This is a genomic window from Parabacteroides sp. (genome assembly GCF_977054455.1).
Map to the genome: position 1 here is coordinate 90290 of NZ_CDRTCT010000006.1, position 12624 is coordinate 102913.

The following is a 12624-nucleotide window of genomic DNA, read 5'->3' on the forward strand; positions in this document are numbered from 1 at the left end:
CAACTTTTAATTTTTAATTTTCAAAGTGTATAAGTTAAAAGAAATAGCAGATGAAGTTTACTATGTAGGTGTAAACGACCGGCAAAAAGCTCTTTTTGAGAATATGTGGCCTTTACCTTACGGCGTATCTTATAATTCCTATCTGATCGTGGATGAGAAAACGGTCCTGGTCGATACGGTGGATGTGTGTTATTCCGATATTTTCCTGAAAAAAATAGCGGATGCTCTCGATGGGCGTCCTTTGGATTTCCTGATCGTGAACCATATGGAACCGGATCATGCGGGCAGTATCCGTTTGTTGCGCCAGCAATATCCGGATGTCCGGATCGTCGGAAACAAGCAGACTTTCGGCATGTTGGATGGGTATCACGGTATTTCGGCGGGATTGTATGAAGTGAAGGAAGGAGACACCCTGAACGTGGGCCGTCACCAACTGTCTTTCTATATGGCTCCGATGGTACACTGGCCGGAAGTAATGGTCACTTACGATTCGACTGACAAAATCCTGTTCTCTGCCGATGCCTTCGGTACTTACGGCACGTTGGACGGCGGTGTGATCGACTCTGAAATGAATGTGGAGCATTATTGGGAAGAGATGATCCGTTACTATTCCAATATCGTCGGTAAATATGGAAATCCTGTACAGCGTGCTTTGCAGAAGTTGTCGGCTTTGGATATCCGGACGATCTGTTCGACTCACGGCCCGGTTTGGCGCGAATATGCAGCGAAGGCGATCGATATTTATGACCGCATGAGCCGTTATGAAGGGGAAGAAGGCGTGACAATCGTGTACGGTAGCATGTATGGCAATACCGAGCAAATGGCAGAAGCGATTGCAGCCTCTTTGGCCGCAAACGGGGTGAAGAATATCGTCATGCACAATGTCAGCAAAAGCCCCGCATCTTATGTATTGAAAGATATTTTCAAGTTTAAAGGCTTGATTATCGGTAGCCCGACTTACAGCAACCGCCTTTTCCCTGAAATCGAATCGATTCTGGATAAGATCGAAACACGTGAAGTGAAACATCGTCTTTACGGCTATTTCGGCTCTTTCACCTGGGCGGGAGCTGCAGTGAAGAACTTGGCGGCATTCGGTGAGAAGATGAAATGGGAAGTTGTGGGGGCTCCGGTCGAGCAGAAACAAGCTCTGAAAGCTGATAAGTATGAAGAATGCTGGGCTTTGGGAGAAGAAATGGCCAGGAAATTGAAAATAAAGAATTGAGGATTGAAAATTCTTGGTCGTAAAGAATAAAGATATTACTTTTAGGAACGAAAGAACTAAATTAAAAAAGCGTATGAGACTAATTATTGAACCTAATTACGAGCAACTCTCAAAGTGGGCTGCTAATTATGTGGCTGCCAAGATTAAGAAGGCGAATCCTACGGCAGAGAAACCATTTGTATTGGGCTTGCCTACCGGCTCTTCTCCCCTGGGCATGTACAAGAATCTGATCGAACTGAACAAACAGGGTGTGATCTCTTTCCAGAATATCATAACTTTCAATATGGACGAATATGTAGGTTTGCCGAAAGACCATCCTGAAAGCTATCATTCTTTCATGTGGAATAACTTTTTCAGCCATATCGACATCAAGCCGGAGAATGTGAACATCCTGAATGGAAACGCAGAAGATCTGGAAGCCGAATGTGCCGCTTACGAAGCAAAGATGAAAGCTGTCGGCGGCGTGGACCTGTTCCTGGGCGGCATCGGTCCTGACGGGCATATCGCTTTCAACGAACCGGGTTCTTCTTTGTCTTCCCGTACCCGTGTCAAGTCTTTGACTACCGACACGATCATCGCCAATTCCCGTTTCTTCGACAACGATGTCAACAAAGTCCCGAAGACTTCCGTCACGGTCGGCGTTGCTACGGTATTGGATGCGAAAGAGGTGCTGATCATGGTGAACGGTCACAACAAGGCTCGCGCTTTGCAGCAGGCTGTAGAAGGTGCGGTAAACCAGATGTGGACTATCACGGCTTTGCAGATGCACCCGAAGGGGATTATTGTTGCCGACGAGGCTGCTTGCGCAGATCTTAAAGTCGGTACATACAACTATTTCAAAGATATTGAGAAAGACAATCTTTGTCCCTGCTCTTTATTGAAGTGATTTTTTTTATTCATAATAGTTTTGATTTAACATCGGAAGGCTGTATCTGCGATAGATGCAGCCTTTTTTATTGGTTGAACATGTCTTTGTTATAGAAGTTCATGATTGAAATCAGTTGATTGTGGGCGATTTGTGCGGGGCTGTCGGGGTTCAGGTCCATCGCCGTAAGGTAGTTGTTCAGGGCTTGCCGGATATCCCCTTTTTTGCGGTAGGCATTGCCGCGTAAGTAATACGCTTCATCCGAAAAAGCGTTTTTTTCTATGTATTCGTCCAACAAACGGATTGCTTCATCTGTTTTACCGTCGGTAATGAGTTGTTTAATAGTTTCCATTTCGAGATTTATGATTTATAATTTATGAATTATAGATGCCGATTTGGGCAGATAAAGTGCAAATTTAAATCATAAATCATAAATGATAAACCATAAATCGTGGATTTTGTGTAAGTTTGCACCCGATTTCAAAAAGATAAGACGTTATTATGCAAAAGAATCTGGTAATAGTGGAGTCACCCGCTAAGGCAAAAACCATTGAAAAGTTCCTCGGAAAAGATTATAAGGTTATGTCGAGCTATGGTCATATCCGCGATCTGAAGACGAAAGAGTTTAGTATTGACATCGAACATGATTATGCTCCGCAGTACGTGATACCGGCCGATAAGAAGAAGTTGGTCAGCGAACTGAAGTCCGAAGCCAAGTCGGCCGGACAGGTATGGCTCGCTTCCGATGAGGACCGTGAGGGAGAAGCCATATCCTGGCATCTGTATGAAGTGCTGGGTCTGAAACCTGAAAATACCAAACGTATCGTCTTTCATGAAATTACCAAGAATGCCATTCTGCATGCAATTGAAACTCCGCGCGATATCAATATTAACCTGGTGAACGCCCAGCAGGCACGCCGTGTGCTGGACCGTATCGTGGGGTTCGAACTTTCGCCGATTTTGTGGCGTAAGGTAAAACCGGCTTTATCGGCCGGGCGTGTGCAGTCGGTCGCTGTGCGTCTGATTGTGGAACGGGAGCGGGAGATCAATGAATTTGTAAGCGAAGCGGCTTTCCGTGTGATTGCCAATTTTATCCTGCCGGACGGGACAACGGTGTTGAAGGCCGAGCTGAACCGCCGCTTGAAAGACAAGAAAGAGGTGGAAGCCTTTTTGGAATCCTGTAAGAATGCTTCGTTTACGATTGACGATATCACGACGAAACCGGTAAAAAAATCGCCGGCACCTCCTTTTACGACTTCCACTTTGCAGCAGGAAGCGGCTCGTAAGTTAGGATACTCCGTGTCGCAGACGATGATGATCGCACAGCGTTTATATGAATCCGGGTTGATTACTTATATGCGTACCGACTCCGTGAACCTGAGTGACCTGGCGTTAGGTACGGCAAAAGAAGCTATTTTCGAAACATACGGTGAGAAATATTATAAGTTCCGCCAATACCACACCAAGAGTAAGGGGGCGCAGGAAGCGCACGAAGCGATTCGTCCGACTTATATCAGCAATGTGGAGGCAGGAAGCTCTCCGCAGGAAAAGAAATTGTATGAACTGATCCGTAAACGTACGATCGCTTGCCAGATGGCGGATGCCGAATTGGAACGCACGACTATTTCGGTCGGTATCAGCGGACAGACGGAACGTTTTGTCGCTGTCGGCGAAGTGATCAGTTTCGAAGGTTTCCTCCAGGTTTACATGGAAAGCAATGACGACGATGTGGAGAAAGAACAGGAAAACGGCCTGCTTCCTCCGGTAAAGCTTCATGAGGCATTGGCGTTGAAAGATATCGTGGCAACGGAACGTTTCACGCAGCGTCCTCCGCGCTATACGGAAGCCAGTCTGGTTCGCCGCCTGGAAGAACTGGGGATCGGACGTCCGTCTACCTATGCACCGACTATCCAGACGATCCAGAACCGCGAATATGTGGTGAAAGGAGATAAGGAGGGGGCGGAACGTACTTATACGGTTGTTTCGCTGTCCAAGGGAAAGATCAAGGAGACGGAGAAGACCGAGATCGTCGGGGCCGACCGCAATAAACTGATGCCGACCGATATCGGTACGGTGGTAAACGACTTCCTGATGGAGTATTTTCCGGATGTGCTGGACTACAACTTTACGGCCAGCGTTGAAAAGGAATTCGACTCGGTTGCCGAAGGCGAACTGGTCTGGACGAAGGCTATCGATAAATTCTATAAGATTTTCCATCCGATCGTCGAGGCTACGGCTGCCGTTAAGACCGAACATAAGGTAGGGGAGCGCGAACTCGGCATCGATCCGAAGAGCGGCAATCCGGTATTTGTAAAGATCGGCCGTTATGGGCCTGTCGTTCAGATCGGAGTTGCCCATGCCGACAACAAAGAGGCGCCGAAACCTCAGTTCGCCTCTCTGATGAAAGGCCAGTCCATCGATACGATCACATTGGAAGAGGCTCTGAAACTCTTCGACCTTCCCCGTACGGTCGGCGAATATGAAGGCAAGGTGATGGTGGCCGCTGTCGGCCGTTTCGGGCCGTTTATCCGTCATGACGGTAAATTTGTCTCTATCCCGAAAGATTTGAATCCGCTGACGATCACGGCAGAGGAAGCAATCGCCCTGATCGATGGTAAAAGGGAAAAAGACGAACAGCGTTTTATCAAGAAGTTCGAAGAAGATCCGGAGATGGAAATACTGAAAGGTCGTTTCGGCCCTTATATTTCTTATCAGAAAGCGAACTATCGTATTCCGAAGACGGTAACCGATCCGACTGCCTTGACGTTGGAAGATTGCAAGAAGATCATAGCCGAGGCAGGAGAAAAACCGGCAGCAAAGAAGACAACGCGCAAAAAGAAAGCCTGATAAAAGTCGGGCCGATCGTTCCTGGGGATAGATCAGTTCATCATTTGCCGGGAGTTGTTACTGCCCATCGAATCAGCAGTATTAAAAAAAACGGTGCCTGTCGTTTCTTCAAAAGACGGGCACCGGTTGCCGAATAGATGCCTACCTTTTTCCTGTTAGGCTATAGGCTTTTTGCGAATAGGTTATAGGCTTTTTGCGAATAGGTTATAGCCTTTTTGCGGACAGGCTATAGGTTGTATTTTTTTAGCCTATAACCTATATTCTATGGGGCAGGGACCCTTGATACCTTATACATCTATCCCCGTAAACTCTTTCAGCGCATAGCCGATCAGGAAACTTAAAGTGGCAACGCTGAAACTCAAAACTGCCATTTCAGTGAACCGCTTGCGGAAACTTTCGCTTCTGGCTACGGAATAGTAGTAGTTGAACAAGGCGATAATCAATAGGGCGGAAAGCAACATAATGCCTAATGCCGCCAATACGTTGCTGATGAAGATAAAGGGAGCTACCAGCGCGATGACGGTGAAAATATAAGCTATCCCCGTGTAGATAGATGCTTTTACTGGATGTTTCCCTTCTCCGCCGCCTTCGGATTTTGTGGATAGATATTCTGATGAAGCCATTGAAAGTGCTGCCGCAATCCCTGTGATGCTGCCGGTCAAAGCGATCAGTTTCGAATCGCTAAGGGCCAGCGTGAAACCTGCCAGCGCACCGGTGAATTCCACTAAGGCGTCATTCAGTCCTAACACTACGGAACCCATATATTCAAGTCTTTCCTCGTTAATCAGGGCAATGAGTTTTTCTTCATGCTCGTCTTCGTCTTTGGCAATCTGGAGTAGATCCGGATAGTCCTGATAGGCGGCATATCCGTTTTTTGCACCTTCCTCGCTGCCTTCCATTAGCTTGATGGCAAAAGTGATGCCTAATATGCGGGCCAGTAGGTAATATTTCAGGACTCTCCATGTATAAGGAGCGACCTCCCGTCCGGTATATTTCTTCAAGATTCCGTAATGTCCTTTTTCATCGGCTGAAATACGGAGCAGCACGTTCCGGTTGCCCGGATCTTTCTCGATTGCCGCCAGTTTCGTATAAACAATGCTCTCCGTGATTTCATTGCGCTGAAACCGAAGGAGGGCATCGTATGTTTGTTGATTTATGTTCATCTTATTGCTTTATACAATCAATGATTTCCGCATCGAAAGCATCGGTAAGACATTCTTTTTCAATAAACTCTGGTGAGAGTTGCTTCACATAGTCTATGATACGGGCTTTCAAGCCATAGGAATTTAAAATATCCGTGATGTCACGTCCGTAAACTCGGCAGGTTGCTTCATCTCCATATACATCATGCAGTTCCTTTTTGGGTAAATGATGGAGTTCGCGTGTTGTATCGCCCTCAATGGTGTCTACGATCAGTGCTCTGCCTCCCGGACGTAGCACCCGGTGGATTTCCTGCATGGCTTTCCGATCTTCCGGCACACAATATAATATATGGGAACAAATGATGAGGTCGAACGAATTATCTTCGTATGGAATTTGTGTGATGTCTACCTGGTAAGTCGCGACATTAGGATTTATGTCCGCATCCCGGTAGTCAGATACTTGGGACGAATTCCTTAGAAAGTCCTTTAAACCTTTCACCGGAGCGAAATGAAGTACCCGGAGGTGTTGATTGGCATCTGAAAACACTTCATTTTTGATGTACATACAAAGGATGCGTGTTCGTTCCAATGACAGGCAATGCGGGCATTTGATATTCTTGCGTAATCCCAGATTGCCGTGAGAGAGAAACCGGCGGGATGACTTTCCGCAACAGCAACATTCGTACCGGCTACCCTTCAATAGTAAAGCCTCTATTTTGTAGAGGGCATAGTGAAGGGCGATCCGCTGTTTCTCGCTCACTAACTTTCTGTATAGGTTCTTGATCATAACCGTCAGTTGTTATTACATTCTTTCCGGAACCTCGATCCCCAGTAACGACATGGCCGATTTAACGATTTTGGCTACGTTGGCGGAGAGGACAAGGCGGAATATCTTCACTTCCTCGTTTTCTTCGCGGAGGATAGAGAAATCGTGGTAGAACTGGTTGTATTCCTTGACCAGGTCGTACGTGTAGTTGGCGATGAGGGCGGGACTGTATTCCTTTCCTGCTTCGCGAACGACAGAAGCATAGTCGGCTATCATCTGGATCAGGTTTTCTTCCTTCTCGGAGATCGTAGTCGTTGTCGGCAGTTGTTCGGGTAAAACGATGCCCTGTTCGGCGGCTTTACGCAAAACGGAACGGATACGGGCGTATGTGTATTGGATGAACGGACCGGTATTGCCGTTGAAGTCGATCGATTCCTTCGGATTGAAGGTCATGTTCTTGCGCGGGTCCACTTTCAGGATGAAGTATTTCAGGGAACCGAGGCCGACCATACGTGCGATGGCTTCGGCTTCTTCCGGCGTCATTTCGTCCACTTTGCCCAGCTCCTGCGAGATTTCGCGGGCTGTACCCACCATCTCTTCCATCAGGTCGTCGGCATCGACAACCGTTCCTTCGCGGCTTTTCATCTTGCCTTCCGGCAGTTCGACCATGCCGTAAGAGAAATGTACGAGGCCTTTGCCGAACTCGAAACCCAATTTATCCAACAGGATGGACAATACCTGGAAATGGTAGTTCTGTTCGTTTCCCACCACATAGATCATTTTGTTGATCGGATAGTCGTCGAAACGCAATTTGGCAGTTCCGATATCCTGTGTCATGTAGACGGAGGTACCGTCGGCACGGAGCAACAGTTTTTCATCCAGGCCGTCTTTGGTCAGGTCTGCCCATACGGAACCGTCTTCACGGCGGTAGAAGATGCCTTTGTCGAGTCCTTCCAGCACTTTGCCCTTGCCTTCCAGGTAGGTCTGTGATTCGTAATAGATCTTGTCGAAGTCTACGCCCATCATTTTGTAGGTCTCGTCGAATCCGGCGTACACCCAGCTGTTCATCATTTCCCAGAGAGCGCGTACTTCCTTGTCGCCCGCTTCCCATTTGCGAAGCATTTCGCGTGCTTCGGCCATCAGGGGAGAAGCGGCTTCGGCCTCCTCTTTCGTCATGCCTTTCGCTTCGAGGGCGGCAGTCTCTTCTTTCAGCTTGTTGCTGAAAAGAACGTAGAAGTCGCCGATCAGGTGGTCGCCTTTCTTGCCGGCCGTTTCGGGAGTCACGCCGTTGCCCCATTTCTGCCAGGCGAGCATGGACTTGCAGATATGGATACCGCGGTCGTTTACGATGTTCGTCTTTACCACTTTATTACCGTTCGCTTTCATGATCTCGGACAGGCTGTAGCCCAACAGGTTGTTGCGCACGTGACCGAGGTGGAGCGGTTTGTTGGTGTTGGGGGATGAATATTCGATCATGACCAGCGGGGATTGTTCCGTTACAGGAATGATCCCGTATGACGGTTGTCCGTTGATTCCGTTTAATAAATCGATCCAGCAGGCACAGGCGACGGTCAGGTTGAGGAATCCTTTGATTACATTGAATTCGGCTACTGCCGGTTCGTGCCGGAGCAGGTATTCGCCAATTTCCCGGGCTGTCTGTTCCGGTGATTTCTTCGACATGCGGAGGAAGGGGAAAACTACCAGAGTCAGATGTCCTTTGAACTCTTTCTTTGTCTTTTGCAGTTGTACCTGGTTGGCCGCCACATCGGCGCCATACAGTTCTTTTATGCCGGCAATGATCGCACCGGTAATCTGTTGTTCGATAAGCATATTCGTTTAGTATATGTTCGGATTTATTTTGCCGCAAAGGTACGGGTTTATTTTGTAAAAACCATAGGATCGGTATGAGTAAGGGAAGACATAACTATGATTTGATAAAGTGGCCGGTATGCAATAAAAAAGGCACCTCATTTACGGGATGCCTTTTTTATTATAAGAGTGTAAGACTAATTTACTTGATAATTTCTGTCAATTCGGCGCCAGCTTTAAATTTAACTGATTTACGTGCCGGAATTTCGATTGGTTGTTTAGTCTTCGGGTTAACGCCTTTGCGTGCAGATTTTTCAGCAACAGAGAAAGAACCAAAACCTAAAAGGGCAACTTTGCCGCCTTCTTTTAATTCGCTGGATACTGTTTCAACAAAAGCTTCTACAGCTTTCTTTGCATCAACTTTGCTTAAACCGGATTTTTCGGCTACAGCATTGATAAATTCTGTTTTGTTCATGATGGTTTGATAATTAATATATTAAACAATTTTTGTGATAGCCTAAAAAGTCGGTGTCAAATGTAATTCTATTTTAATATATCGCAAAGAAAAAAAGAGTTTTTTTTATTGATTTACTATGTTTTAGTGCTGTTTTTTCAGAAAACTACCAAAATATATATACCTTTGTCCTTAAATTGATAAATATATGATGAATCAAAATAGTTCGGGATTCCTGAGCAGTATCCCGATGGTTACGAAAAACCTTATCATTATCAACCTGTTGTTTTGGGTAGCGAGCCTTGTCTTACCTAAAGTCGGGATTGATTTAGTTCAGTTATTCGGATTGCACTTTCCGGGTGTGAAGGATTTCTATCCGTTCCAGTTCGTCACCTATATGTTCATGCATGACACCCATTCGTTCGCACACGTGTTCTTCAATATGTTCGGCGTGTATATGTTCGGGCGTGTGCTGGAGAATGTCTGGGGTCCGAAACGCTTCCTTATCTTTTATATGGTGACGGGGATCGGTGCAGGTATCACGCAGGAGTTGGTTTGGTTGTATTCCGTCCATTCTTTTGCAAGTGCGAACGGGGTGACTTTGGCGCAGTTGGTGGCGGGAGATCCTTCGTTGAACTATCTGATTACGATCGGCGCTTCAGGTTCCGTATTCGGTATTTTGCTGGCGTTTGCCATGCTGTTCCCGAATGTACCGCTTTATCTGATGTTCATCCCGATTCCTATCAAAGCCAAGTACTTCGTGATTTTTTACGGATTGGCTGAATTATTTATGGGTGTCGCTAACAACGGCGGCGATTCCGTGGCGCATTTTGCACACTTGGGCGGTATGCTTTTCGGTTATTTCCTGGTACGGTATTGGAAAAAGAAAGATATAGGCAATGGGCGATATTTTTACTAATCTCAAACGGATTTTCAATTCCGGTAACATCCTGGCGAAACTGATCTATATCAATGTCGGGCTGTTTGTTATCATACGGTTGGCAAGTGTGATCCTGATGCTGTTCAACCTGAGCGGTTTCCCGTTTTTGCAGTATCTGCAGATGCCTTCGTCTCCCGAATTGCTGCTGTACCGGCCGTGGACGATCATCACTTATATGTTCACGCATTTCGACTTCCTGCATATTCTGTTTAACATGCTGTGGTTGTACTGGTTCGGCGGTTTGTTCCTTACTTTCTTCAGTGAGCGGCAATTAGGCGGTTTGTATCTGTTAGGAGGCATTGCCGGAGCGGTCCTGTTCCTGGTGGCGTACAACATATTCCCTTATTTCCGTACCGTTGCCGCCTATAGCTATTTGATGGGAGCGTCGGCTTCGGTCATGGCCATTGTGTTTGCCGTCTCTTTCTACCGGAAAGATTTGGAGATCGGCCTGTTCCTGATCGGAAGGATCAAGTTGATTTACCTGGCCCTGTTTACATTTGTGATCGACTTGCTGGCCATTACATCGACGAATGCCGGCGGTCATATCGCCCATATCGGCGGAGCGTTGTTCGGTATCTGGTTCGCCGCCCGGATCAAGGAAGGCAAAGACTTGACGGCTCCGATGAACCGCCTGCTCGACCGGGTGGCGAATCTGGGAAAAAGGAAACCCAAGATGCGTGTGACCTATAAACGCCCGGAGACCGATTATGAATATAATGCCCGCAAACAACGGGAAACAGCCGATCTGGATGCAATATTGGACAAATTGAAACGTTCCGGTTACGAAAGCCTTTCGGCAGAAGAAAAGAAAAAACTATTTGATGCCAGCAAAAAATGAGCGAACGGTTTAAAGCGATCAGGATTCTGTTTAAATCTGTAGTCGGTACTGCCAATGTGGTAGTCATCCTGCTATTCATTGCTTCTGCCTTTTCGGACCGGATTTCGCCGGATAGGAGTGTATTCTTCTCTTATCTTGGGTTGGGATTTCCTGTGCTCTGCGTTTTGAACCTCTGTTTTATTATTTATTGGTTGTTCCTTAGGGAATGGCGGTTCGTCTTGATCGGGTTATGTTCGTTCCTGCTTTGCAGGGGACCTGTAAGCCGCTATTTCCCTTTCCACGACAGGATGGGCGATATTCCGAAAGAGAACGTGTTGAAAGTTTTGACTTATAATGTCATGGGATTCGGTTATAAAGGTCATACGGAAGATTCTCCGAATCCGATCCTGCGTTATATTGCGAATTCCGGCGCGGATATCGTATGTCTGCAGGAATATGCGGTCGGTACTTCCAAGAACTTTTTAACGAATCAGAAGATCGCCGATGCGTTGAAGATGTACCGGTATCGCTCCGTTATTCCGGTCGGTACTTCCGGTACGCTCAAATTCAATATCGCCGTGTTTTCCAAATATCCGATCTCCAAATCCCGTAAGATCAAGTATGGGAGTTCTTTTAACGGCTCGTCCATCCATGAACTGGATATAAACGGAAAGAAACTGACCTTGATCAATAACCACCTGGAGTCTTTCAAGCTGACGATGGAGGACCGGAGCCATTATTCCGCCTTTATCAAGAACCTGAATTCCGAGACCCTCGACGGTTTGAGAAGTTCCATCGAACAGAAGTTGGGGCCGGCCTTCCGGATACGTGCCCGCCAGGCGAGAGCTGTCGCCGAGGAAATTAAAAAGATCGATACCGATTATATATTGGTTTGCGGTGACTTCAACGATACGCCGATTTCCTATGCCCATCGTACGATCCAAGGGCCGCTGAAGGATGCCTATGCCGCTTCCGGCCGTGGCGTCGGGGTCACTTATAATGAAAACTTCTTCTGGTTCCGGATCGACAACATCCTGCATTCCGACAACATGAAACCGATCAACTGCACGGTCGACAAGGTGCGCTACTCCGACCACTATCCGCTGTGGTGCTATTTGCAGTTGAAAATGGACAAATGACAATGAATATAGTTTTTATCCTGATTAATGATATAATTTATTCAATAATGAAAGTTGTGGCAGATATTGTCGATTCTTGATTTTTTTTCATATCTTACCAGCCTAATTAAATTCAGTCGATCATGACAAGCACAATCTTTCTTACAGTGGCCGTTGTTGCTACGGCGATCTTTCTGATCCAGTTTGTTGTTTCCATCTTTTTTGGTGACATCGATACGGATGTCGATATGGATACCGATATCGGCAGTGTTCTTTCTTTTAAGGGGCTGACGCATTTCTGTATCGGTATGGGTTGGTACATGTATATCACACAGGGGACGGATATCCCGTCTTATGTGACCGGTATTCTGGTAGGACTTGTCTTTGTGCTGGTTCTCTGGTATCTGTATAAGAAAGCCTGGCAATTGCAGAAGGAGAATAAACCGGAGAAGCCGGAAGCTTTGTTGGGGCGGGAGTGCACGATCTATACGCATGACGGAGATCGCTATATCGTGCAGATTGCCGTCAACGGCGCCTTGCGTGAGATGGATGTCCGCTCGCTTGAGGGCCGGAAATACCAGACCGGCGACAGGGTTGCGATTGTCAAGGTAGAATCGGGAATTATGTATATTCAGTAAATAACA

At 46.8% G+C, this 12624-nt stretch carries 12 protein-coding genes; 7 read left to right on the forward strand and 5 right to left on the reverse strand.

What is annotated here, in order from left to right; translation table 11 throughout:
• Nucleotides 1-25 precede the first annotated feature (25 nt).
• Both ACW6QF_RS04270 and nagB read left to right on the forward strand, forming a co-directional pair.
• The gene (locus ACW6QF_RS04270) at nucleotides 26-1222 is read left to right on the forward strand and encodes an FprA family A-type flavoprotein (protein ID WP_456086940.1); all 1197 of its coding nucleotides are present in this window, start codon (nucleotides 26-28) and stop codon (nucleotides 1220-1222) included.
• Nucleotides 1223-1295: 73 nt separating this feature from the next.
• Entirely contained in the window at nucleotides 1296-2108 is an 813-nt protein-coding gene (nagB, locus tag ACW6QF_RS04275) for a glucosamine-6-phosphate deaminase (protein ID WP_186930675.1), read from the forward strand.
• A gap of 67 nt (nucleotides 2109-2175) precedes the next feature.
• On the opposite strand, the gene ACW6QF_RS04280 is transcribed toward nagB, so the two are convergent.
• On the reverse strand, nucleotides 2176-2439 hold the full coding sequence (locus ACW6QF_RS04280) for a tetratricopeptide repeat protein (protein ID WP_298550708.1): 264 nt from the start codon (nucleotides 2437-2439) through the stop codon (nucleotides 2176-2178).
• A gap of 149 nt (nucleotides 2440-2588) precedes the next feature.
• On the opposite strand from ACW6QF_RS04280, the gene topA reads away from it, so the two are divergent.
• A complete protein-coding gene (gene topA / locus ACW6QF_RS04285; protein ID WP_298550707.1) occupies nucleotides 2589-4934 on the forward strand; it encodes a type I DNA topoisomerase in 2346 nt (781 codons plus the stop codon).
• A 287-nt stretch (nucleotides 4935-5221) separates the two neighbouring features.
• Here topA and ACW6QF_RS04290 read toward each other — a convergent pair whose 3' ends face one another.
• The 4 genes from ACW6QF_RS04290 to ACW6QF_RS04305 form a co-directional block, all read right to left on the reverse strand.
• The gene (locus ACW6QF_RS04290) at nucleotides 5222-6097 is read right to left on the reverse strand and encodes a VIT1/CCC1 transporter family protein (protein WP_298550705.1); all 876 of its coding nucleotides are present in this window, start codon (nucleotides 6095-6097) and stop codon (nucleotides 5222-5224) included.
• 1 nt (nucleotide 6098) lies between these two features.
• On the reverse strand, nucleotides 6099-6863 hold the full coding sequence (locus ACW6QF_RS04295; RefSeq protein ID WP_456086941.1) for a class I SAM-dependent methyltransferase: 765 nt from the start codon (nucleotides 6861-6863) through the stop codon (nucleotides 6099-6101).
• Nucleotides 6864-6878: 15 nt separating this feature from the next.
• The gene (gene argS, locus ACW6QF_RS04300) at nucleotides 6879-8672 is read right to left on the reverse strand and encodes an arginine--tRNA ligase (RefSeq protein WP_456086942.1); all 1794 of its coding nucleotides are present in this window, start codon (nucleotides 8670-8672) and stop codon (nucleotides 6879-6881) included.
• Nucleotides 8673-8853: 181 nt separating this feature from the next.
• Complete coding sequence (locus ACW6QF_RS04305) at nucleotides 8854-9126, reverse strand: HU family DNA-binding protein (protein ID WP_005637478.1); 273 nt, start codon at nucleotides 9124-9126, stop codon at nucleotides 8854-8856.
• 187 nt (nucleotides 9127-9313) lie between these two features.
• Here ACW6QF_RS04305 and ACW6QF_RS04310 point away from each other — a divergent pair, with 187 nt between their 5' ends.
• The 4 genes from ACW6QF_RS04310 to ACW6QF_RS04325 all read left to right on the forward strand — a co-directional run bounded on the left by ACW6QF_RS04310 (nucleotide 9314) and on the right by ACW6QF_RS04325 (nucleotide 12618).
• Entirely contained in the window at nucleotides 9314-10024 is a 711-nt protein-coding gene (locus ACW6QF_RS04310) for a rhomboid family intramembrane serine protease (protein ID WP_298550700.1), read from the forward strand.
• The gene (locus ACW6QF_RS04315) at nucleotides 10005-10883 is read left to right on the forward strand and encodes a rhomboid family intramembrane serine protease (RefSeq protein WP_456086943.1); all 879 of its coding nucleotides are present in this window, start codon (nucleotides 10005-10007) and stop codon (nucleotides 10881-10883) included. The genes ACW6QF_RS04310 and ACW6QF_RS04315 overlap by 20 nt, the downstream gene beginning before the upstream one ends.
• Nucleotides 10880-12001: an endonuclease/exonuclease/phosphatase family protein gene (locus ACW6QF_RS04320; RefSeq protein ID WP_456086944.1), complete on the forward strand. Its 1122-nt coding sequence runs from the start codon at nucleotides 10880-10882 to the stop codon at nucleotides 11999-12001. The genes ACW6QF_RS04315 and ACW6QF_RS04320 overlap by 4 nt, the downstream gene beginning before the upstream one ends.
• 122 nt (nucleotides 12002-12123) lie before the next feature.
• Nucleotides 12124-12618, forward strand: coding sequence for a hypothetical protein (locus ACW6QF_RS04325; RefSeq protein WP_298550694.1), 495 nt, complete (start codon nucleotides 12124-12126; stop codon nucleotides 12616-12618).
• The last annotated feature ends 6 nt before the right edge of the window (nucleotides 12619-12624 follow it).